The organism is Actinomadura sp. GTD37 (genome assembly GCF_041951365.1).
Lineage (GTDB): Bacteria > Actinomycetota > Actinomycetes > Streptosporangiales > Streptosporangiaceae > Spirillospora.
Genome location: NZ_JBGNUS010000001.1, coordinates 2796290 through 2816844 on the forward strand (window position 1 = coordinate 2796290; position 20555 = coordinate 2816844).

Annotated in this window: 24 protein-coding genes; 15 read left to right on the forward strand and 9 right to left on the reverse strand. The window is 71.3% G+C overall.

The annotated features are described in order from the left end of the window. Positions 1 to 1029: a hypothetical protein gene (locus tag ACA511_RS13675; protein WP_375024571.1), complete on the reverse strand. Its 1029-nt coding sequence runs from the start codon at positions 1027 to 1029 to the stop codon at positions 1 to 3. Positions 1030 to 1032: 3 nt separating this feature from the next. After that, a complete protein-coding gene (locus ACA511_RS13680; protein ID WP_375024572.1) occupies positions 1033 to 1599 on the reverse strand; it encodes a PadR family transcriptional regulator in 567 nt (188 codons plus the stop codon). A gap of 145 nt (positions 1600 to 1744) precedes the next feature. Here ACA511_RS13680 and ACA511_RS13685 point away from each other — a divergent pair, with 145 nt between their 5' ends. The 4 genes from ACA511_RS13685 to ACA511_RS13700 all read left to right on the forward strand — a co-directional run bounded on the left by ACA511_RS13685 (position 1745) and on the right by ACA511_RS13700 (position 5684). Further along, entirely contained in the window at positions 1745 to 2281 is a 537-nt protein-coding gene (locus tag ACA511_RS13685) for a cysteine hydrolase family protein (protein ID WP_375024573.1), read from the forward strand. Positions 2282 to 2465: 184 nt separating this feature from the next. Then, positions 2466 to 4772, forward strand: coding sequence for a pyruvate dehydrogenase (locus ACA511_RS13690; RefSeq protein WP_375024574.1), 2307 nt, complete (start codon positions 2466 to 2468; stop codon positions 4770 to 4772). Positions 4773 to 4863: 91 nt separating this feature from the next. Beyond that, a complete protein-coding gene (locus tag ACA511_RS13695) occupies positions 4864 to 5223 on the forward strand; it encodes an MmcQ/YjbR family DNA-binding protein (protein ID WP_375024575.1) in 360 nt (119 codons plus the stop codon). Positions 5224 to 5267: 44 nt separating this feature from the next. After that, a complete protein-coding gene (locus ACA511_RS13700; protein ID WP_375024576.1) occupies positions 5268 to 5684 on the forward strand; it encodes a PPOX class F420-dependent oxidoreductase in 417 nt (138 codons plus the stop codon). A 3-nt stretch (positions 5685 to 5687) separates the two neighbouring features. Here the strand turns inward: ACA511_RS13700 and ACA511_RS13705 are convergent, their stop codons facing one another. After that, positions 5688 to 6515 (reverse strand): nuclear transport factor 2 family protein, encoded by an 828-nt coding sequence (locus ACA511_RS13705; RefSeq protein WP_375024577.1) that lies wholly within the window; start codon positions 6513 to 6515, stop codon positions 5688 to 5690. Between the two features lie 272 nt (positions 6516 to 6787). Between ACA511_RS13705 and ACA511_RS13710 the strand changes: the two genes are divergently transcribed. Next, a complete protein-coding gene (locus ACA511_RS13710; RefSeq protein WP_375024578.1) occupies positions 6788 to 7264 on the forward strand; it encodes a nitroreductase family deazaflavin-dependent oxidoreductase in 477 nt (158 codons plus the stop codon). Positions 7265 to 7595: 331 nt separating this feature from the next. Here the strand turns inward: ACA511_RS13710 and ACA511_RS13715 are convergent, their stop codons facing one another. After that, positions 7596 to 7856, reverse strand: a complete 261-nt coding sequence (locus ACA511_RS13715) for a hypothetical protein (protein ID WP_375024579.1) — start codon at positions 7854 to 7856, stop codon at positions 7596 to 7598. A 171-nt stretch (positions 7857 to 8027) separates the two neighbouring features. After that, positions 8028 to 8423, reverse strand: coding sequence for an ATP-binding protein (locus tag ACA511_RS13720; protein WP_375024580.1), 396 nt, complete (start codon positions 8421 to 8423; stop codon positions 8028 to 8030). A gap of 135 nt (positions 8424 to 8558) precedes the next feature. Between ACA511_RS13720 and ACA511_RS13725 the strand changes: the two genes are divergently transcribed. The 7 genes from ACA511_RS13725 to ACA511_RS13755 all read left to right on the forward strand — a co-directional run bounded on the left by ACA511_RS13725 (position 8559) and on the right by ACA511_RS13755 (position 11491). Then, on the forward strand, positions 8559 to 9359 hold the full coding sequence (locus tag ACA511_RS13725) for a helix-turn-helix domain-containing protein (RefSeq protein WP_375024581.1): 801 nt from the start codon (positions 8559 to 8561) through the stop codon (positions 9357 to 9359). Further along, positions 9350 to 9541, forward strand: a complete 192-nt coding sequence (locus ACA511_RS13730) for a DUF397 domain-containing protein (RefSeq protein ID WP_375024582.1) — start codon at positions 9350 to 9352, stop codon at positions 9539 to 9541. Before ACA511_RS13725 ends, ACA511_RS13730 begins: the two co-directional genes overlap by 10 nt. A gap of 157 nt (positions 9542 to 9698) precedes the next feature. After that, positions 9699 to 10034, forward strand: a complete 336-nt coding sequence (locus tag ACA511_RS13735) for a DUF397 domain-containing protein (protein ID WP_375024583.1) — start codon at positions 9699 to 9701, stop codon at positions 10032 to 10034. Next, the gene (locus tag ACA511_RS13740; protein WP_375024584.1) at positions 9985 to 10167 is read left to right on the forward strand and encodes a DUF397 domain-containing protein; all 183 of its coding nucleotides are present in this window, start codon (positions 9985 to 9987) and stop codon (positions 10165 to 10167) included. The genes ACA511_RS13735 and ACA511_RS13740 overlap by 50 nt, the downstream gene beginning before the upstream one ends. 158 nt (positions 10168 to 10325) lie before the next feature. Further along, positions 10326 to 10748: a DUF397 domain-containing protein gene (locus ACA511_RS13745; protein ID WP_375024585.1), complete on the forward strand. Its 423-nt coding sequence runs from the start codon at positions 10326 to 10328 to the stop codon at positions 10746 to 10748. A 225-nt stretch (positions 10749 to 10973) separates the two neighbouring features. Continuing rightward, positions 10974 to 11237 (forward strand): type II toxin-antitoxin system Phd/YefM family antitoxin, encoded by a 264-nt coding sequence (locus ACA511_RS13750; protein ID WP_375024586.1) that lies wholly within the window; start codon positions 10974 to 10976, stop codon positions 11235 to 11237. After that, a complete protein-coding gene (locus ACA511_RS13755; protein ID WP_375024587.1) occupies positions 11234 to 11491 on the forward strand; it encodes a Txe/YoeB family addiction module toxin in 258 nt (85 codons plus the stop codon). The genes ACA511_RS13750 and ACA511_RS13755 overlap by 4 nt, the downstream gene beginning before the upstream one ends. A gap of 503 nt (positions 11492 to 11994) precedes the next feature. On the opposite strand, the gene ACA511_RS13760 is transcribed toward ACA511_RS13755, so the two are convergent. The 3 genes from ACA511_RS13760 to ACA511_RS13770 form a co-directional block, all read right to left on the reverse strand. After that, entirely contained in the window at positions 11995 to 13503 is a 1509-nt protein-coding gene (locus ACA511_RS13760; protein WP_375024588.1) for an alpha/beta fold hydrolase, read from the reverse strand. 184 nt (positions 13504 to 13687) lie between these two features. Next, positions 13688 to 14524, reverse strand: coding sequence for an NADPH-dependent F420 reductase (locus tag ACA511_RS13765; RefSeq protein ID WP_375024589.1), 837 nt, complete (start codon positions 14522 to 14524; stop codon positions 13688 to 13690). 113 nt (positions 14525 to 14637) lie between these two features. Next, positions 14638 to 15051 (reverse strand): ArsR/SmtB family transcription factor, encoded by a 414-nt coding sequence (locus ACA511_RS13770; RefSeq protein ID WP_375024590.1) that lies wholly within the window; start codon positions 15049 to 15051, stop codon positions 14638 to 14640. Between the two features lie 88 nt (positions 15052 to 15139). Between ACA511_RS13770 and ACA511_RS13775 the strand changes: the two genes are divergently transcribed. After that, the gene (locus tag ACA511_RS13775; RefSeq protein ID WP_375024591.1) at positions 15140 to 16237 is read left to right on the forward strand and encodes a flavin-containing monooxygenase; all 1098 of its coding nucleotides are present in this window, start codon (positions 15140 to 15142) and stop codon (positions 16235 to 16237) included. Between the two features lie 36 nt (positions 16238 to 16273). Here the strand turns inward: ACA511_RS13775 and ACA511_RS13780 are convergent, their stop codons facing one another. After that, positions 16274 to 16627 (reverse strand): ArsR/SmtB family transcription factor, encoded by a 354-nt coding sequence (locus tag ACA511_RS13780; RefSeq protein ID WP_375024592.1) that lies wholly within the window; start codon positions 16625 to 16627, stop codon positions 16274 to 16276. A 285-nt stretch (positions 16628 to 16912) separates the two neighbouring features. Between ACA511_RS13780 and ACA511_RS13785 the strand changes: the two genes are divergently transcribed. Then, on the forward strand, positions 16913 to 18568 hold the full coding sequence (locus ACA511_RS13785; protein WP_375024593.1) for an FAD-dependent oxidoreductase: 1656 nt from the start codon (positions 16913 to 16915) through the stop codon (positions 18566 to 18568). Next, positions 18561 to 19907, forward strand: a complete 1347-nt coding sequence (locus ACA511_RS13790; RefSeq protein ID WP_375024594.1) for an MFS transporter — start codon at positions 18561 to 18563, stop codon at positions 19905 to 19907. Before ACA511_RS13785 ends, ACA511_RS13790 begins: the two co-directional genes overlap by 8 nt. Positions 19908 to 20555 lie beyond the last annotated feature (648 nt).

Sequence of the window (20555 nt, forward strand, 5' to 3'; positions counted from 1 at the left end):
TTACCGGACGGCGTCGCCGTGCGGCGGCGGCTCACCGACCGGCCGACCAGCGCTGCGGACGATATCGCGGTAGAAAGCGAAAGCGGATTTGGGCCGGTAGGTGTCGGTGACGATGCCCAATGTGCCGGTCGGCTGGGTGGAATCGCTGTCGGCGTCCCGGAGGCCGAACAATTCGTACTGGGTGATGTTCAGGGATTCCCGGCGGTCGAGAATCGCGCCGATCATGTCGGACAGCGAGTCGCGCTGCGCCTCCTCGCCGCGCGGCGCCCCGCTCGGGCTGCCGTTCTCCACGATGTGGATCGGCGTGGCGGCCGGAATGCGGGCCCGGGGCAGCGAGTGCTCCCGCAGATGGTGCAGGGCATGGGCGGTGAGGGACGCGGTGTCTCCCGGCGTGCCGCGCGGGGCGACGGGCGAGAACGCGTCCGGATACAGCCCCAGGCCGACGTAGTCGACGTGGTCGGCGAAATCCCGTCGCGGCACGGCGGACAGGTGCTGCCAGAACTCGTCGTCGCCGCCCAGCCATTCCGCCGGTTCGGCCACCGAGAAACCGATCCGCACGTCGTCCAGGCCGCGCCGGTCCAGCGCGCGGCGTGCGTGCGGTACGCCCTGCGTCAGCGCCTGGAGGACGCCGGGGGAGCTTCCGTCGATGAGCGGGATGGGGAAGTTGGGCTCCAGCGTCACCTGCAGAAACCGGGTCAGGCGGCCGTAGCGGTCGATGACGGAGTCGAGGAAGGCCAGCCAGCCCGGAATGTCGGCGGCCTGGGGAATGTAGCTGACCACGAGGTCCAGTTCGCGGCCCGCCTCGACGTACCATTCGTCGGGCATCGTGAGGCGGGCGAGTTCGTCGTCGGCGCCGAGCGAGGCGACGACGTCCGGCGGGGCCGAATCGCCGAAGTAATGGACGTACTCGCGGACGACGAAGGGGCGTCCGCCCGCGAGGTCCTCGACGAGCGCGCCGATCTCGGCGCGGTCCGGCGGATGCGAGCAGACGGTTCCCGCGCGGCCGCCCGGATAGATGCCGAACTTCACGATTCAGTTCTCCTTCGGTGCGGCGGGCCATTCGATGTCGTGGGAGCGGATGCGCGATGCCAGCGTCCTGATCCAGCCGATCTCGGCGGCGACGATGGTGCGCCAGTAGGCGGCTTCGAGCATGTGCGCCTCCGGCACGCCGCCGGGCCGTTCCCTTTCCGGCGGGAGCAGTTCCCGGTCGAGCCGGTCGGCGCGGGCGTCCAGGAGGGACGCGGCGTCGCCGGCCGGGAGGACGGACGCGTAGGCGACGGCCATGATGAAGTCCACGGAGGCGGCCTGGCCGTCGCGCAGCCCCGCCTCGACCTTCCGCCGGAAATCCGCCATGCCCGCTTCGGTCAGTTCGTAGGCCGTGCGCGGCGGCCGGTTGCCGACCCGCTCGGGCTGCCGGGACGCGACCAGGCCGGACCTTTCCAGCGCCTTGAGCAGGGACGTGACCGTGCTGCGCGTGACCGGCAGGTGCGCGTACCGCTCGCGCAGGCGGGAGGTGAGTCCGTAGGCGTGCGACGGCTGCTCGACCAGCAGCCCGAGCAGCGGCAGCACGAGGCCGTTCCGTGAGGCGTCCGAAGGCACCCGCACAACGTATAGACGTATACGTCTAATCGCAATCGGAGACGCCCGGACGGCGAACGCCGCCCGCTTTCACGGCGACTACCGGCCGCCGGTGACACCGGGCGGGACCGCGTGTGCCGTCTCACGGGCGGGGCAGGACGGGGGCGTGACCACGAGCGCGCTGATCGTCATCGACATGCTGAACCCGTACGATCACCCGGACGCGGGCCCGCTGACCAGCAGCGTCGAGCACGTGATCACGCCGTTGCGGCGTCTGCTGGACAGCGCCGAGGGACGCGGCGACGTGCACGTCCTGTACGTCAACGACAACCACGGCGACTTCTCGGCCGACCGCCGGGACCTCGTCCAGCGGGCACTGCGCGGGAAGCGGCCCGACCTGGTGGAACCCATCGTCCCGCCGGAGGACCTCGACCTGCTGGCCAAGGTCAGGCACAGCGTGTTCTACGGGACGCCGCTGGAGTACCTGCTGTCCCGCGAAGGAGTGGAAGAGGTCGTCCTCACGGGCCAGGTCACCGAGCAGTGCGTCCTCTACAGCGCGCTCGACGCCTACGTCCGGCACTTCAAGATCAAAGTGGTCCGGGACGCGGTCGCGCACATCCACCCCGACCTCGGCGACGCCGCCCTGCGCATGATGGACCTGAACATGCGCGCCGAGATCGTCACCGCCGACCAGTGCTTCTGACACCGGGCATCCGGTAGGGGACCGCCGCGGGTGCGGGCCATCGCGGGCCCCGACGCCCCGCGCGGCGCGTCCGGCGCCCGCCGCACCTGAGCACCCCCGCCGGGTTCGGTGGTGTTCGGGCGGAATCTGGACCGTACTCTGGCGGTGGCCGGCCGGGTTGGCCGCCGAGGCAGAGGAGCCGACAATGAGCGATCCGGTGGCGACCGCCACGCATTCGGGCGTGCTGGAAGAGGTCGAGCGGCGGGTGCTGTGGCTGGCGACGGCCATCGTGCACCACGCCAACCGGGTGCGTCCCAACACGTCCGGGCTGAAGGTCGGCGGGCACCAGGCGTCGTCGGCGTCGATGGCGTCGATCATGACGGCGCTGTGGTTCGGCCACCTGGGGCCGGACGACCGCGTCGCGGTCAAGCCGCACGCCTCCCCGGTGCTGCACGCGATCAACTACCTGCTCGGCGAGCTGGACGAGCGGTACCTGACGTCCCTGCGCGAGTTCGGCGGGCTGCAGAGCTACCCGAGCCGGACCAAGGACCCCGACCCGGTCGACTACTCCACCGGGTCGGTGGGCATCGGCGCCACCGCGCCGATCTGGGGCGCGATCGCCCGCCGGTACGCGGACCGGGCGGCCGGCGGGACGCCCGCCGGGAGGCAGTACTCGCTGGTCGGCGACGCCGAACTGGACGAGGGCGCGGTCTGGGAGGCGATCCTGGACCCGGGCGTCGCCGAACTGGGCGAGATCGTGTGGATCGTCGACCTCAACCGGCAGTCCCTGGACCGGGTCGTCCCGTACCTGGCCGCGCACCGGCTGAAGGGCATGTTCGCCGCCGCGGGCTGGCAGGTGCTGACGCTGAAGTACGGCCGGCTGCTGACCGAGCTGTTCGGCCGTCCCGGCGGGGAGGGGCTGCGCGCCCGCATCGACGCGATGCCCAACCCGGAGTACCAGCGGCTGCTGCGCTGCGAGGCGGGCGAGCTCCGCGACCGGCTGCCCGGCGGCGACGAGGGCGTCGCCCGGCTGGTCGCGACGCTGGACGACGCCACGCTCCTGGCGGCGCTGCGCAACCTGGGCGGCCACGACCTCGGCAGCCTGTCCGACGCGTTCGACGCGATCGACGACACCAGGCCGACGGTGGTCTTCGCGTACACGGTCAAGGGGCGCGGCCTGCCCAGCGAGGGGCACCCGCAGAACCACTCCTCGCTGCTGACCGCCGACGAGGTCGCCGGGCTGGCGACCCGGCTGGGCGTCGACCCCGGCGCGCCGTGGGCCCGGTTCGAGGAGGGCTCGGCGGCCGCCGGGCTGTGCGCCGGCACGGCGGCGCGGCTGCGCCGCGCGCCCGCCGCGCCGCAGGCCCCGCCCCGGCTGCCCGCCGACATCGGCCGCACCCCCAAGGGCACCGCGACCACCCAGGCCGCGCTGGGCCGCCTGCTGCTCGACCTCACCCGCGAGGCGCCCGAGGCCGCCGCGCGCATCGTCACCGTCAGCCCGGACGTCAGCTCCAGCACGAACCTCGGCGGCTGGGTGAACAAGGTCGGCGTCTGGTCGACCACCGAGCGCCGCGACTGGTTCGCCGACGACGGCGAGACGATCCTCCACTGGCGGGAGGGGCCCGCGGGCCAGCACATCGAGCTGGGCATCGCCGAGACCAACCTCGTCGGGCTGCTCGGCGAACTCGGCGCCACCTGGTCCCGCTGGAACCGTCCCCTGCTGCCGATCGGCGTGCTGTACGACCCGTTCGTCGGCCGTGCCCTGGAACCCTGGTCGTTCGGCATCTACGCCGGCGGCCAGTCGATCCTGATCGGCACCCCGTCGGGGGTCACGCTGGCCCCGGAGGGCGGCGCGCACCAGTCCGTCATCACCCCGTCGATCGGGGTCGAGCAGCCGGGCTGCGTCGCCTATGAACCCGCGTTCGTCCTCGACACCGAGTGGACGCTGCTGGCGAGCATGGCCCGCCTCGGCCGCCCCGACGGCGGCTCGGCCTACCTGCGCCTGTCGACCCGTCCGGTCGACCAGACGCTCGCCGCGGTGCCGGCCGACCCGGCGGCCCGGGAGCGCCGCCGCCGGCAGGTGGTCGCCGGCGCCTACCCGCTGCGCCGCGCCGCCCGCCCCGCCGTCACCGTGGCGGCGATGGGCGCCCTGGTCCCCGAGGCGCTCGCCGCCGCGGACCGCCTGGAACAGGCCGGCGTCGGCACCGACGTGGTGTGCGTGACCAGCCCCGGCCTGCTCTTCCAGGCGATCCGCTCCCGCCAGGGCCACGACGACGCGCCGAACTGGATCCTGGACCAGGCGTTCCCCGCCGCACGCGCCACCCCCCTCGTCACCGTCCTGGACGGCCACCCCCACACCCTGGCCTTCCTCGCCGGGATCAACAACGTCCCCTGCGCCACCCTGGGCGTCACCGACTTCGGCCAGTCCGGCTCGATCGACGACCTCTACCGCCACCACGGCATCGACACCGACTCCATCGTCCGCGCCGCCCTGGACCTCCACCCCCGGTGAACGACAAGCGACGCTGAGCCGGAGACCCGAGGGAGCAAGGCTCCTATCCGGGCTTTCGGACCGAACGGGCTTGTAGATCCTTTGCACCCGCATGACCGCTTCCTGCGCGGACGCGCCATCCGGCGGGTATGGGCCGCTGTGCACGGGCCGACCGTTCACCGACAAGCTGGACGTCTACAAGGCCGAGGGGAAGGTCTTCCTCATCGTCACCGACGATCCGCGCGAGCAGATCATCACCGTGAAGGTCGAGCCCGACCACGCGCGGTCGCTGCGGCGGCGGCACGAGTCGGTCTCGCCGGGCCGGTACCTGAACAAAAGACACTGGATCTCCCTGGGCGCGGGCCCGGACATCACCGCGAACCTGGTGAAGGACCTGGTCGCCCACTCCTACGACCTGGTCACAGCGTCGCCGCCGGCCCGCCGCCCGAAGACCAGGGCGGCCGGACACTGACACAGCCCAGCGGCACGCACTCGAAGGGGACCCATATGCACACCATGTCAACACAGCAGTGGCACGACTTCGTCGCGGGCGGGGCGCGCACGGGCAAGTTCTGCACGGTCGGGCCCGATGGCGCGCCTCATGTCACTCCCGTCTGGTACGTCTTCGACGGCGGCGATTTCGCGTTCACCACCAACGGGGAAACGGCCAAGGCCCGCAACCTGCGGCGTGATCCGCGCGCGGCCCTGTGCGTCGACGACGACACCCCGCCCTTCGCCTACGTCGAGGCCCGCGGCGAGGTGACCTTGAGCGACGACCTCGACGAACTGGTCGACGTCGCCACCCGGGCCGGCGCCCGGTACGCGGGCCCCGACCAAGCCGAAGAGATGGGCAGACGCAACGGGGTGCCCGGCGAGGTCGTCGTCCGGTTGCACCCCACCAAGGTCATCGCCTACGGCGGCATCACCGACTAGGGCTCAGACGAGGCCGGCCGGCGGCTGGACGTCGTCGTAGAACCGGGCCGCGGCGAGCAGTCCGTCCGGGGCGCGCTCGAAGACGCCGAGCCCCGCCTGGGGCGGCAGTTCCCGGCCGCCCCAGCTGAGGCAGTTGTACTCCAGCGCGCAGCGGAGGCCGTCGTCCGTCACGGCGCAATGCTGCAACCCGATGCCGCCTGAGCCGAGCCGGGCGGTGAAGAACGAGCGGAGCGCCGCGGTGCCGCGATGGGTGAACTCGGGTCCGATGGGCTCGCGGTAGTACCCGTCGGCCGCGAAGGTCCCGACGGCCGCCTCGGCGTCCCCTGCCTGGAGCGCGGCCCGATACCGCTCGACGACGTCGCCGGGGCCCGCTCCTCCGGGCGGCAGGAACGCGGGCCGGACGTGGCGGCGTCCGTCGACCGGCCATTGACTGCAATAGGTGCGGAACACCACCGACGTGTCGGCGGTGGATTCGGCGACGACCGCGACCGGCCACACCACGTCCTGCCCTCCGCCGTCCAGCCGCGCGAGCAGCTCCACCACCGCCCGCCCGCCGGACCGCGTCGCCGCCACGACCTCGGTCCGGGCGCGGCGCCCGGCCAGCCAGGACCTGTTCGCGTCCACGAACCGGCGCAGCTCCCGGTGGCCGCGGATCTCACCGGCGCGCGGATCGAAGACGACCACCTCGCCGGGCCACACGGACTCGAGGACGCGGGCGTCGCCCTCGCTCAGCGCGGCGAGGTACCGTCCGACCGGATCGGCCCGGCCCGCGGCGAGGGCCTGCGCGCGTGCCATCTCCGCGGCACTGACGAAGTCCGGGAACCACGGCATGACGCCCTCCAAGCCCGCCCCCGCCGGGTGGACGGCGTCCACCGCCCGCGTTCGGCCAGCGTCCTTATCCCCGCCGCCGCCCGAATGAAGCGGGCCGCGGCTCCGCAGCCCGCTCGCGGACCGGATTCTGCGGGCTTCGGCATCCGCCCGGCCACCGCTCGGGCGACGCGTATCGGCAGCGCGCGGCCACGTCCACCAGCGCGCCATCCGGGCCGCGAAGCGGACACCAGAGGCGGCACAATGCTCTCCATCCCCGCAGGACGGAGCAGACGGTGCCCGACGACAGGCCGAAGTTCTTCGATTCCGCGTCGTTCGCCCCGGCGATGAAGGCCCTGACACGCGGGCACGTCGCGCTCTTCCGAGCCACGGGCGGACGGCTCGGCAGCCGGTTCCGGTTCGGCAGCGCCTTCCCGTCCGGGGTGCCGGTCTGCCTGCTCACCACGCGCGGCCGCACGTCCGGCCTGCTCAGGACGATGGCACTGCTCTACCTCCCGGACGGTGACCGCGTCGTCCTCGTCGCGTCCCGAGGCGGAACGGGCAAGCACCCCCAGTGGTACCTGAACGTGCGCGCCAACCCGAAGGTGGCCGTCCAGACGGGCCGCCGCCCCCGCCCCATGACCGCCCGCACCGCCGAAGCCGACGAACGCGCCGACCTCTGGCACCGCCTGGTCGACTTCTATCCCGAATACGCCGACTACCAACGCTGGACCGACCGCACCATCCCCGTAGTCATCTGCGACCCCACCTGACCACCCGGCCGGGCCTCCGCAGGCGAGCGCGGACGGCTTGGACCGGTCTGATCCCACGAGGATCCCGGGATTGCCGAGCGTGCGCGCCGTCTGCGCGGCGAGAGGAGAAGCGCGCTGAGGAAGGCTGAGTGAGCGCCGACCGCCAGCCACCTGCGCAGACCCCGGTGACGTCCTTGAGTGGCCCCGCCTCTCTGCCCCGGGGGTGAAGCAGAGAGGCGGGGCGGACGGTGACGTGTGGCGGCCCGAAATCCCCAGCCAGGGCCGCGTGTCACCGTCGTGAATGAGGGTCGATCCTTTGAGGCCCACCCCATGGAGTCGTCCCTCTTGCGGCCTACCAGGTGTCGGGGTACATGCGGTGCTTGAGCAGGTCTTCGACCTGTTCGGCGGCGGCCTTGGCGTCGCCGCAGGGCGCCAGGTAGATCCACAGCAGTGGCGGCGGGAACCCCTGCGTGCGGTAGAGCCGGACGGGGCGCCACCCACGCGGCTCCAGAGCGACGGCCAACAGGCTCAGGAACGTTTCCGCCGTGGCCCGGCCCCGGTACGTCCGCCACCGCAGAACATGCCGCTCGACCTGGACGTTCAAAGGGCGCACTCGGCCCATACGATCGTTCTGCCTTCCCGTGATCGGTCGGGTTCCCCACTCGTCCACGACTTGCGACATCAGCGGCGGGCCGCGTCCCGCGATCCGGAAGACCTGGGGGTTGATCTGGTCCTCGCCGTGGTGCCACGCGGTGGTCGGCCTGTGGGGCCGACCATGCGTTCTTCATGCAGGGTCGATGACCGCGAAGACGACCTTGCCGGCCTGGTCCGCGAGGGGCCGGACGCCCCAGCGGCGGGAGAACTTGGCGACGATGAACAGACCGCGGCCGACCTCGCTGTCCATGTCCGCCTCCTGGACCTGCGGCAGGTTGCAGGTCGCGTCCTGGACCTCCATCCACAGCGCGCCGTCCTCGGCGCGGTCCAGCCGCAGGATCACCTTGCCGTCCTCCTCGGACGCGTACCGGAGCGCGTTGGTGACGAGTTCGCTGGCCACCAGGCGCGGGACGAAGTCGTCCATCCCGTACTCGCCGGTGACCAGCCGCACGAACTGCCGAACCTCCGCGACCGCCTTGAGGTCCTGCTTCACCACCATCTCGTTCTGCGTTGCCGCCTGACCCATGACCTCTCCTCACTCTGTGTGGCGTGCAACACACATTGAGCCACTAACCCGGCTAAGATTTGCTTACCCAGTCAGCTTGGCTGGCGTTGGCAAGCCGCTAGTGGAGCTGGTAAATGCCGAAGTGAGGTAAGAGCGATGCCCCCACGTCGTCAGCGGCCCCGAGAGTCCCCCGCCCTCGTCGCCTTTGGCCGCCAGTTGCGCCGGATGCGAGAGGCGAAGGGTGCCAAGCAGGAGACCATCGCCCACCTGACGAACCTCAGTGGTGCACAGGTCAGCCGGATCGAGTCGGGTAAAAGACGCGCAAGTCGATCATTCGTGGAGATCGTGGACGACTTCCTGGAGGCGGGTGGTGCACTCATCAGCCTGTGGGAGGACCTGAACAAGGACGGTCACCCCGTCCCGATCTGGTTCGACTGGCCACAGATCGAAGGTGATGCTGTCGAGCTGACGTGTTACCAGCTCTGCGTCATAGCGGGGCTGGCCCAAACGCCGGCGTACGCCAAGGCGATCCTCAAGGGAAAAGAAGAGGCCGTCGCGGCACGGTTGGAGCGACAGAAGATCCTCGACCAGGAGAACGGTCCCGTGGTTACGCTCCTGGTCGACGAGCAAGCGCTGTACAGACCAGTCGGTACCGCTGAGACGATGAGGGAACAGCTTGAGCACCTGATCGTCCTCAGTGAACGTCCCAACGTGACAGTCCAGGTCGTCATCGGAAGCGGCGAACACCCAGGAAACGGCAGTAGCTTCGTCCTGGCTACGATGGCCGACATGACCCAGATAGCCTATGTAGAGACGGCTATACGAGGGCTCACAACAGACGACCCCGCAGACCTTGCGGAACTCTCACGCGTCCTGGTTGAACTCCGGAGCAGAGCACTTCCGGCAGACATGTCGCGAGACTTCATCAGGAAGGTGGCCGAAGAACGATGGACCTGAAGAACGCCAATTGGCGCAAGGCCAGGCGGAGCCTGAGCAACGGCGGTGAATGCGTCGAACTGGCTGGAGTGGCCGGTGCGGCGGTGGCGGTGCGAGACAGCAAGGACCCGGACGGTCCCGTCCTCCTGCTGACCCGCGCGGCCCTGCGCACAGCCGTCCAGTCCGCCGCCAACACGCACTGACAGTTCAGCACCCCAGGGGCGAGTCGTCCCGCCCCCCGGTCGGGACGACTTGCCGTCAACATCCTCCCCACGGCCACGCCTTGCGACCGCCCGTCCACAAGGCCGCCCCGGTCGGCTCGTCCCGGGCGCTGCTGGCGGCCGAAGTGGAGAATCATCGATGACGAATTGGCGCAAGTCGAGCCACAGCGGCGGCAGTGCGACCTCCGATTGTGTCGAACTGGCGCGCTCCCCTCGGGCAGTCGGCGTGCGTGACAGCAAGGACCCGAGCGGCCCCCGCATCATGCTTCAGGTCGAGCGCTTCCGCCGGCTGGCCGCCGGACATCAAGCGTGGAGCACACGACCTGCCCTGACAGCAGGTCGAGCCAGCCCACACGTATCCCCCGAGGCCCCCCGAGCGAGGACGCGTCCAGGACCCGGATCGTTGAGATCATGGAAGGTTTCTCATGAGGACCCACTGGCGCAAGAGCACCCGAAGCGGAAGCGCGACCGATGAGGCGTGTATCGAGTTGGCCGCGTTGCCCGGCGGAGTCGGGGTCAGGGACTCCAAGGACCCGGACGGTCCCGTCCTCGTGCTGACCCGCGCGGCCCTGCGCACAGCCGTCCAGTCCGCCGCCAACACGCACTGACAGTTCAGCACCCCAGGGGCGAGTCGTCCCGTCCCCCCGGTCGGGATGACTTGCCGTCAACATCCTCCCCACGGCCACGCCTTGCGACCGCCCGTCCACAAGGCCGCCCCGGTCGGCTCGTCCCGGGCGCTGCTGGCGGCCGAAGTGGAGAATCATCGATGACGAATTGGCGCAAGTCGAGCCACAGCGGCGGCAGTGCGACCTCCGATTGTGTCGAACTGGCGCGCTCCCCTCGGGCAGTCGGCGTGCGTGACAGCAAGGACCCGAGCGGCCCCCGCATCATGCTTCAGGTCGAGCGCTTCCGCCGGCTGGCCGCCGGACATCAAGCGTGGAGCACACGACCTGCCCTGACAACAGGTCGAACCAGGTCACCACACATCCCCCGAGAACCCCGAGCCGAGTTGGACGGCCGGGGGTGGCGACCTCCGACCCGCCGCACCCCACCCTCCCCATGGGCAAGACCCACGCCCGTCCGCCTATCCCAGAGGCAACCCCGGCCAAGCGGGGCCAGTGACACCTGCCCATGGCGTGGGCTGCGGAAGGGCCGGCTGGGCGTGCCGCCCCTCCGTCGGCTTTCATGAACGCTCGATGGCCGCGAAGACGACCTTGCCGACGTTGCCGACCAGCAGGCGGACGCCCTAAGCGCGGATTATGGGGCGCTACTTGCCGCACTGCCACGACCCCGACCGCGTGCCGGCTGGCCCTCACCCGCGATGGACGCGCTTTCGGCGGGTCCACGCAACGGGCTTGCAGGCGATGTACATGATTACGTACACTTCAGGGCAAGGGGAGGTTCGATGCATCCGATGTCCGCGAGCGAGTTCCGCGCGAAGCTGGCGGCGGCCCTGGACCGCGTCACCGAAGATCTCGACGAGATCATCGTGACCCGGCCCAACCGCGAGCCCGCCGTTGTGATCAGCCTGCGCGAGTACGAGTCGCTGAAGGAGACGGCGTTCCTGCTCGGCATTCCCGCCAACGCCCGCCATCTCGCCGCCTCGATCCAGAGCCTGCGCGACGGCCAGGCCCAGCCGCACGAACTCATCGAAGACGGCGACCCGGAAGCCGAGTGAAGCTCCTCTTCACACCGGAGGCATGGGACGACTACCGCTGGTGGCAGCGGAACGACCGTGCGACCCTCAAACGGTTGAACCGGCTGATCGAAGACATCTGCCGCAACGGTTACGAAGGCATTGGTAAACCAGAGCCCCTCCGTCAGAACCTGGCGGGCTTCTGGTCACGCCGCATCACCACCGAACATCGCATCGTCTACGTCATCGAAGCCGACACCGTCCAGATCGTCGCCTGCCGCACCCACTACGAATAACCGGACGAAGCTCGCGCCTCCCGAGGAAGCCGAGACAGCTTCATGCGCACTCGTCGTGGACATTCCTGCGGAATGCATGTCATGCGCTGCCTCTCGGGTCCGGTTATGGTCGGAGCGGAACGCGCTGCCGTCCACAACACAATGGGCGGAAAGAATCACCAGGACTCCCCGGGAGACGTTCATGCCCCTCGAACCTCGATTTCGGCGGGTCGTGGCCCTGCATCGTCCGTTCGTGAACCGGGAGTCGGTGCTGGCCGCGTTCGCCGAGGTTCAACGGACACGGCGTGGGTCGCCGTGCGTGTTCAACGTGGTCTGGGTGGGTGGCATCGGCAAGTCCCGGCTCTTACAGGAACTCAGGCAGCGCACCGCCGCGACGCACCGGGCCGCGACGATCGGCCCCTACTGGCACGTCCCAGAAGCCATGGCCACACGCACCGTCGAAGAGGCCTCGGACGCTGAACCCAGCCAGGTGGCTGCACCGCGATGGCGGTGGCCGGAAGCACCTAGGGGCGCACCGGGGCGGCCGGGATGTCGGTCAGGCAGGAGGTGTCGGGGACGCGCAGGTCACGGATGAATCCTGTCTGGATGGCGGCCACGCAGCCGCTGGGTTCGTGTTCGGGTACGTGGCCGACGTTGGGCACCTCCACGACCGCGGCGCGGCGGAACTGGCGTGCGGCCTGCCGGCCCGTTTCGGTCGGGGTGTTGGCGTCCAGGTCGCCGGACGTCACCAGGACGGGGACGTCCGGGAACGGCCCGCCGACCGGCTGGCCCACGCCGTGGCTGTCGGGCCAGCGGATGCAGGTGTTGCCCTGGTCGTAGCTCATGCTCGTCCAGGCCCGCTTTCCGAACGGCCAGTAGTCCCGCTCGGGTAGTGCCGCGCGCCCGGCCGAGAACTGCCGGAGCCGGGCGGGGAGCGCCGCTCTGCGGTTCCATAGCGTCGGGTAGTCGTTGCAGACCACGGTCGCCGCCAGCTCGGGGTTGAAGGGTTGCGGCTCGTCCTGGCGCAGGGACGATCCGCTCAGCGGGGCCGCCTGCTGAGCCGCCTCGATCAGCGGCGCATAGTCGGAGTGCAGGGCGCGGCGGACCATCGCGGGCACGTCGCCGATCCCGGCGGGCGCCGTCTTGGCCAGGCCGTAGACGATGGAGGCCAAGGCGGTGTCGTCGAGCAGCCGGTGCTGCTCACCCAGCGTGTAGCCGATCGGCTGGGCGCGTAGCCGCTGGGAGAGCCGTGCGATGTCGCGCTGCACCTGGTCGCCGTCGCAGGCGCCGGAGCTGCGCTCGCAGACCAGTCGCAACGAACGGCGGGCAGCGCGCACGTTGGGACGTCCCCACATGTCCACGGCGAGCGGGTAGGCGCTGGACAGCACGATCGAGCGCACCCGCTCGGGGTGCCGTTTGGCGTACACCGTCATCAGGTAGGTGCCGTAGGACTCCCCGAGCAGGTCCAGCCGCCCGATGCCCAGCTTGGCCCGGACGGCGTCGATGTCATCGGCGATCTCGGCCGAGGTGTAGCCGCGCGCCCGAGCCCCCAGCCTGCGCCCGCACTCCCCGACCGCCTGCACGAATTCCGCATGGGTCGCGGGCAGTGAACTGAGCGTGCCGCAGCTGACCGGATCGGAGCGGTTCACCCCGTGCGGATCGACGAGCAGCAGGTCATGGTCCTTCAGCAGACCGCCGAACATCCGCGCATACGCGGCAGCGGACGCGATCGCCGAGTCGCCGGGGCCGCCGGGGTTGATCGTCACGGTTCCCTTGGCGGGCCGCGACGTATCGCGGTGCTTGATCAGCGCATAGGACACGGTGATGTCGCCCAGTCCGGGGTTCGCCCGCACCAGTGGCACCCGCACCGTCCCGCACACCGCACTCGACACGGGCACGCACCCGGCCGGCGCCTCCTGCGCTGCCCGCTGCGCCGTGCCGGCGTGTCCCGCCGGCACGGCGGCCAATCCACCCGCCGTCAGCACGGCGAGCCCGGCCACCAGCATTCCGGTGCTCTTCGAGATCAACTTCATGCAGGGAAGCGTGACCGGCGCGGAACCGGTCGCGCATCGTCCTGCACGGGGAACCCGCAACCGGCACCTGAGAGGGAGACGCCGCCATGCTCCTGACCGAGGCCGGACGCGTGACCGCCTGCAGCGGTATAGAGCCGTATGAACCCAGTAAAAGTCGCGCGAGTGCAGGGCATCGAGGCCGGGCTCAGCCTTGGACGGGGTGGTTGATGCGGCGCGCGTCGGCCAGGTTGGCGGCGAGTTGCTCGCGATTCTGGTGGGCGTGCGCCAGCCAGGCAGGCTGGCCCGGGCCGCTTCGCCAGGACTCGCTGAGCGGGCTGTTGTCGACGGTGTCGAATCCGAACTCGTCGTACAGGCGCGTGACGAGCTCCACCGCCTCGGGGTAGTCGCTGGAGACCGAGAGAGCGTGCCTGCCGGGAGTGCCCGGGGCGGCGGCGGAGAGGAAGAGGCGCGGAGCCTGGATGTGTGTGAACGCCTTGGCGACCTTGGCGGCGGGCAGCTGCTCCTGCCGCAGCTCGTGGACGGTCTTCTCTCCCGAGTCGATGGCCCGGAAGTGGCCGTCGCGCCAGGGCATGTAGTTGTTGGTGTCGAGCACGATCTTGCCGGCCAGCTGCTCCACGGGCATGTCGTTGACCAGCTTGAGGGGGACGGCGATGATCACGAAGTCGCCCGCTTCGGCGGCGCCGGCCGCTGTCGCGGCGCGGGCCGAGGGCCCGAGCTCGTCGACGAGGTGCGTCAGCGTATCCGGTCCTCGGGAATTGGCGATGACGACCTGGTAACCGTGGGCGACGGCCGCGCGGGCGAGCTGGCCGCCCACCTCGCCCGCTCCGATGATGCCGATCGTGGTCACGTGTCGCTCCTTTGAGAAGAGATGATGCCGGCGTATTCGAGCTTGGACTCGCCCTCGCCGCCCGGGACCGCCGCGGCCGGTGTCGTGCGCGTCACCACGGCCTTCCTGCCGCTTCTGCGCGCCTCCGATACTCCGGCCGTCGTCAACGTCACCAGCGGCCTGGGTCCGTCGCACTCACCCGCGCCCCCCGCACGGATCGAGTCGAAGGTGATCGCACCCGCCTACGCGGCGTCCAAGGCCGCCGTCGCGATACTGACCACGCGATACGCGACGGCGTTCCGAGTCGGCTACGTTGCCGGGTCGTCCGATTCGGGCGGTGGGCAGCAGGTGTGCAGGTAGCCGCGCAGTTCGGTGAGCGAGCGGTCCACTGCGGCCGAGTCGATGCGGTAGTGGACCTGTTTGCCGTCCCGGCGCGAGGTGAGGAGCCCGCCTCGGCGCAGCAGGGCGAGCTGCTGCGAGGCGTTGGACTGGCCGATGCCGAGGCGCTGCGCGACGATGCCGACGGTGAGTTCGACGCCGCCGGTGAACAGCTCGAGCATCTGCTGCCGCTGCTCGCTGGCCAGCGCCTTGAGGAACTCGCGTGCTCCCGCGCCGAGCGGGACGGCCGATGTCCCGCACCCGTCCTTGAGCGGCGACGCCGTGCTCGCGTTCTCCGCCGTCGCGTCCGTGGACGGCGGCGGGCCGGTCACCGGCTTGACCATCGCTGCAGGCTCCTCCCCGAGGTGAGCCCCCACCCTATGCCACATATCGACACATTGACATATTATGAAGTATTGATATGTTCACGGCATGCCCACCACAGCACCTCTGCTCATCGTCGGCGGCGGCCAGGCCGGTCTGGCCACCGCTCACGTCGCCCGTTCCCTCGGGCTGGCACCCGTTGTCCTGGAGGCGGCCGGTCAGCCGGTCGGTTCGTGGCCGCACTACTACGACAGCCTCACCCTGTTCTCGCCGGCCCGGCGCAGCGCCCTGCCCGGAGCGGCGTTCCCCGGTGATCCGAACGGCTACCCCGCGCGGGACGAGGTCGTGGCCTACCTCGCCGAGTACGCGGCACACCTGGACGCCGACATCCGCACCGGTCACCGCGTCGAGAAGGTCGTGGCCGCAGAGGACGGGGACCGGTGCGGATTCGAGGTGGTGACGGCCGGCGGCGATGTCTTCGCCACTCCGCTGGTGGTCGCCGCGACCGGCGGATTCAGTCGCCCCCACCGCCCGGACTTGCCTGGCCTGCCGGAGTTCACCGGCACGGTGCTGCATTCGTCCGACTATCGGCACCCGGAGCCGTTCGCGGGGAAGCGGGTGATGATCGTGGGTGGCGGGAACTCGGCCGTGCAGATCGCGATCGAACTTGCCGCCCATGCGCGAGTGACGCTGGCAACCCGGCATCCGCTGCGCTTCATGGCGCAGCGCGTCCTGGGCGTCGACATGCACATCTGGTTGCAGCGCACCGGCCTGGACGCAGCGGGATGGGCGCGGCCGCTGCTGACCGGCGGCACGGGCACTCCGGTGTTCGACACCGGAACATACCGGGACGCCTTCGCCGCAGGGAACCCCGAGCGCCGTCCGATGTTCACCCGCCTGGACGGTGACCACGTCGTGTGGAGCGACGGCACCCGCGAACGCGCCGACGTGCTGCTGCTGGCCACCGGCTACCGGCCCGGCGTCGACTGTCTCGCCGAGTTGGGCGCGCTGGACGAGGACGGCCGACCGCGCCACCGCGGCGGCCTCTCCACCACCCATCCGGGCCTGGGGTACGTCGGCCTGGAATGGCAGCGCTCGTTCGCCTCGGCCACCCTGCGCGGGGTCGCCGCCGACGCCCGCCACGTCCTGACCCGGCTGCGCAAGCAGCAGACCCGCGCCGGCAGCCCGGCGCCGTCCGGGCGATGACGGCGTAGCCCGCGTTGAAGGGCCGATCCCCGCAGGTCAGGCCGGTACCGGGGCAGGCAGGGCGAACAGGCCCGACAAGCGAGTCAGCCGCTCCGGCACCACGCGGTAGTACACCCAGGTCCCGCGTCGTTCACCCTCGATCAGCCCGGCCTGGCGCAGCACCTTCAGATGGTGGGAGATGGTCGGCGCGGTCAGCTCGAACGAGCCGGTGAGGTCGCAGACGCACGCCTCGCCGCCGTCCACTGAGGCGATCAAGTTCAGCAGGCGCAGCCGCACGGGATCGGACAGCGCCTTGAACACCTTGGCCAGCTCGGCCGCTTCCACCTCGCTCAGAGCGGGACCGCTCAGGGGTGCGCAGCAGGCCGGGTCCGTCACGTCCGCGAGCTCCATCAACTTAGGCATACATCTAATTTGACATCCATCTATGCAAGAGGGCAAGCTTGCACCTACTTAGACAGGTATCTAAGCAGGGAGATCGGAGATGACGGCGCCGCTCGCCCGGCTCACCGCACCCGTGCCGGCCGGATCGCCTTCCGCGAGGATGGCGGCCAGGCGTGCACTGCCGCATGCCGCTCGGCCGCCCACGTCAGCCGCGCCACCACCGCCGCCTACCGCGCCCGCTTCCGACCGCCTCGCCCATGGCGAGATCCAGCACGAACAAGGTAAGGAGTCATCGTGAACGACGACACCGGACGAGAGGAGCCGGCCGTGTCCGTCGGCGAGGGAAGCTGCTGCGGCGTCAGTGCCTGCTGCACCGACGCCGAGCAGGCCGTGCACCCGGAGACGACCGTCCACCAGGCCAAGACCGACGCCGGCTGCGGCTGCGCCACCGATGCCGACGACGAGGGGCTGCCGGTCGTGGTGATCGGCGCCGGGCCGGTCGGGCTGGCCGCCGCCGCGCACCTGGCCGAACGCGACCAGGACTTCGTCGTCCTGGAGGCCGGCGACGAGGCCGGCGCCGCGATCTCCGGGTGGGGGCACGTGCGGCTGTTCTCGCCGTGGCGGTACGACACCGACGCCGCCGCCCGCCGCCTGCTGGAGCCGACCGGCTGGAGCCTGCCCGACCCGGAGGCGCTGCCGACCGGCGCCGAGCTGGTCCGCGACTACCTGGCGCCGCTGGCCAAGGTGCCCGAGCTGGCCGGACGGATCCGCACCGGCACCCGCGTGGTCGCCGTCACCCGCCAGGGCATGGACGTCACCCGAACCATCGGCCGCGACGATCACCCCCTGCTCGTCCGGACCGCGGGCCCGGACGGCGCCGTCACCGACCTCGCCGCCCGCGCCGTCATCGACGCCTCCGGCACCTGGGGACGCGGCAACCCGCTCGGACACTCCGGCCTCCCCGCCCCCGGCGAGGACGAGGCCGCCCCCTACCTGACCGGGCCGCTGCCGGACGTCCTGGGCCGCGACCGCGACCGTTTCGCCGGCCGCCGCACCCTGGTCGTCGGCATGGGCCACTCGGCCGCCAACACCCTGCTCGCCCTCGCCGAACTCGCCAGGACGGCCCCCGGCACCCGCGTCACCTGGGCGATCCGCGGCTCCTCGGCCGCCCGCCTGTACGGGGGCGGCGACGCCGACGGCCTGCCCGCGCGCGGCGCGCTCGGCACCCGCCTCAAGGCGGCCGTGGACGACGGCGAGATCGACCTGGTCCGCGGCTTCACCATCACCGGTTTCAGCAACCCCGAAGGCGGCCCCGCCACCGGCCCCGCCACCGGCCCCGCTCAGGTCACCGGCCTGACCCCGGAGGGTGCCCGCACCCTGCGGGCCGACAACGTGGTCGCGGCCACCGGATTCCGGCCCGACCTGGACATGCTGCGCGAAGTCCGCGTCGAACTCGACCCCGCCACCGAGGCGCCGGCCAAGCTCGCGCCGCTGATCGACCCCAACTTCCACAGCTGCGGCACCGTCCCGCCGCACGGCGAACGCGATCTCGCCCATCCCGAGCCCGGCTTCTACCTGGCGGGCATGAAGAGCTACGGACGCGCCCCCACCTTCCTGATGGCCACCGGATACGAGCAGGTCCGCTCGATCGTCGCCGCGCTCGCCGGCGACCGCGAAGCCGCGGACACCGTCCAGCTCGACCTCCCCGAGACCGGCGTCTGCTCCACCAGCCTGGTCACCGAGGACCTCCTCCCCGGCGCCACCAGCGAGGACGGCGGCTGCGGAACCTCGTGCTCCACCGGGCCGGCGCCCGCCGTGCAGATCGAGCCCGTGGGCGGTTCCTGCTGCGGCACCGCAGCGCCCGAACCGATCGCCATCGGAGCGGGAGCGGGCTTCGCGACCGGACGCGTCCACGGCTACTCCGGCGAGGCCGAACGCGACGATGCCTGACGCGGCGGATCCCGCCACGCGAGACCGGGCACCGGCGGCCCCGGCCGCCGGTGCCCGCAGGCTGATCGGCTACGCCGCGGGCTACGCCGCGCAAGCGGCGGGCAGCCCTCTGGCCGCGCTGTCCGTCACCGAGATCACCAGCTGGGGCGTGCTCTACTACGCCTTCCCGGTCCTCGCGCAGGACATCACGCGCGACACGGGCTGGTCCACCGCGGCGATCACGGCCGCGTTCTCCACCGCACTGATTGTGGCCGCGCTGGCCGGTATCCCGATCGGCCGCGCGCTGGACCGGCACGGCCCCCGCACCCTGATGACGGGCGGCTCGGTGCTGGCCGTCCTGGCCGTCCTCGCAGTGGCCGCCGCACCGAACCTGCTGTGCTTCGCCGCCGCCTGGCTGCTGGCCGGGGCCGCGATGTCCGCCGTGCTCTACCAGCCCGCCTTCGCCGCGCTCACCCGCTACTACGCGCCCCGCCACCTCGGCGCGCTGACGACCGTCACCCTGGTCGCCGGGCTGGCCAGCACCGTGTTCGCGCCGCTCACCGACGTCCTGGCGGCGCACCTGTCCTGGCGCGCCGTCTACCTGGTGCTGGCCGTGGTGCTGGCCGTCGTCACCGTCCCGCTGCACCTGCTCGCCCTTCGGCGCCCCTGGCCCGCGCCGCCCAAGGCCCCGCCCGCCCGACGCGACGGTCCGGGCGAGCCCGCCCGGGACCGCGCCGGTGTTTCGGCCACCGTCCGCAGCAGGCCCTTCCTTCTGCTGACCCTCGCGCTCACCCTCTCGGCCTTCGCGATGTACGCGGTGGTGATCAACCTCATCCCGCTGCTCACCTCCCGCGGAGCCGACAGCAGCACCGCGGCGTGGGCCCTCGGCCTCGGCGGCATCGGCCAGGTCACCGGACGCCTCGGCTACGGCGCCCTGGTCCGCCGCACCAGCGTCCGCGCCCGCACCGTCTGGATCCTGGTCCTCTCGGCCGCCACCACCGCCGCGCTCGCCATCGTCCCCGGCCCCGTCGCCCTGCTCATCGCCGTGGCGTTCCTGGCCGGCGCCACCCGCGGCATCTCCACCCTGCTCCAGGCCACCGCGGTCTCCGACCGGTGGGGCACCACCGCCTATGGCGCGCTGTCCGGAATCCTCGCCGCTCCCATCACCACCGCGACCGCGCTGGCGCCCTTCGCCGGCGCCGCCATCGCCGCCGGACTCGGCGGCTACCCCCAGATGTTCTTGGTGCTGACCACGGCCGCCGCCATCGCCGCCCTCCTCGCCGCCGGCACCGCACCGGCACGCACCACCGCCGCCGCGCCTGCCGGCCCGACACCGAACTGCCAGGAGGACACCACGTGAACGACACCGTCCTGGACGTCGCGGCCACCGGTGCAGGCCAAGCGAACCTCGCCGCCGGCTTCCCTTTGCGCCGCAGCGGTGCGGACTTCACCTCTTCCACGCCCAGGCCCAGCCGGGCGGCGCCCGGCCGCACATGTGGACGTCCCTAGGGCTGTTCTCACCCGCCGGATACACCGCGGTGGTGACCTGCTCCGGCTGGATAGCGCCACCACATCCTGGTGGGCACCGGCACGCCATTAGCGCGACGGGCCGCTGGTGGCGCCCGTACCCGCCGTACCGCGAAGGGCACGCCGACTCCGGCGGACTCGGCGACATCGTCGTCGTCCCACCCCGACCGGTGTGGCCTGGCCCGACGGCCACACCGAAGACTGCGACACGATCATCTGGTGCACCGGCTTCCGTCCCGCACTCAGCCACCTCACCCCGCCGGGCCTGCGCGATGGGACAGCGCACACCTGCTGGGATACGGCGACTGGACCGGCCCTGGCTCGGCGACCCTGGTCGGCGCCGCCCGAACCGCCCGAGACGCCGTCCGCGACACCACCGCCCACCTCGGCTCCTGAGGGTGGCTTCGGGTGCCGTTTCGGATCACGAGATCCGTCATGATCGCGGACGGCCCAAGTGATAGAACCAGTGACAGAAGATCTT

What these genes read in the sequence shown, in the direction of transcription:
- ACA511_RS13750 (WP_375024586.1), top strand. Translation starts at nt 10,974, where the DNA reads ATGTCCGCGAGCGAGTTCCGCGCGAAGCTGGCGGCGGCCCTGGACCGC.
- ACA511_RS13725 (WP_375024581.1), top strand. Translation starts at nt 8,559, where the DNA reads ATGCCCCCACGTCGTCAGCGGCCCCGAGAGTCCCCCGCCCTCGTCGCC.
- ACA511_RS13745 (WP_375024585.1), top strand. Translation starts at nt 10,326, where the DNA reads ATGACGAATTGGCGCAAGTCGAGCCACAGCGGCGGCAGTGCGACCTCC.
- ACA511_RS13695 (WP_375024575.1), top strand. Translation starts at nt 4,864, where the DNA reads ATGACCGCTTCCTGCGCGGACGCGCCATCCGGCGGGTATGGGCCGCTG.
- ACA511_RS13705 (WP_375024577.1), bottom strand. Translation starts at nt 6,515, where the DNA reads ATGCCGTGGTTCCCGGACTTCGTCAGTGCCGCGGAGATGGCACGCGCG.
- ACA511_RS13700 (WP_375024576.1), top strand. Translation starts at nt 5,268, where the DNA reads ATGTCAACACAGCAGTGGCACGACTTCGTCGCGGGCGGGGCGCGCACG.
- ACA511_RS13735 (WP_375024583.1), top strand. Translation starts at nt 9,699, where the DNA reads ATGACGAATTGGCGCAAGTCGAGCCACAGCGGCGGCAGTGCGACCTCC.
- ACA511_RS13775 (WP_375024591.1), top strand. Translation starts at nt 15,140, where the DNA reads ATGCCCACCACAGCACCTCTGCTCATCGTCGGCGGCGGCCAGGCCGGT.
- ACA511_RS13730 (WP_375024582.1), top strand. Translation starts at nt 9,350, where the DNA reads ATGGACCTGAAGAACGCCAATTGGCGCAAGGCCAGGCGGAGCCTGAGC.
- ACA511_RS13720 (WP_375024580.1), bottom strand. Translation starts at nt 8,423, where the DNA reads ATGGGTCAGGCGGCAACGCAGAACGAGATGGTGGTGAAGCAGGACCTC.
- ACA511_RS13790 (WP_375024594.1), top strand. Translation starts at nt 18,561, where the DNA reads ATGCCTGACGCGGCGGATCCCGCCACGCGAGACCGGGCACCGGCGGCC.
- ACA511_RS13690 (WP_375024574.1), top strand. Translation starts at nt 2,466, where the DNA reads ATGAGCGATCCGGTGGCGACCGCCACGCATTCGGGCGTGCTGGAAGAG.
- ACA511_RS13770 (WP_375024590.1), bottom strand. Translation starts at nt 15,051, where the DNA reads ATGGTCAAGCCGGTGACCGGCCCGCCGCCGTCCACGGACGCGACGGCG.
- ACA511_RS13780 (WP_375024592.1), bottom strand. Translation starts at nt 16,627, where the DNA reads ATGGAGCTCGCGGACGTGACGGACCCGGCCTGCTGCGCACCCCTGAGC.
- ACA511_RS13760 (WP_375024588.1), bottom strand. Translation starts at nt 13,503, where the DNA reads ATGAAGTTGATCTCGAAGAGCACCGGAATGCTGGTGGCCGGGCTCGCC.
- ACA511_RS13740 (WP_375024584.1), top strand. Translation starts at nt 9,985, where the DNA reads ATGAGGACCCACTGGCGCAAGAGCACCCGAAGCGGAAGCGCGACCGAT.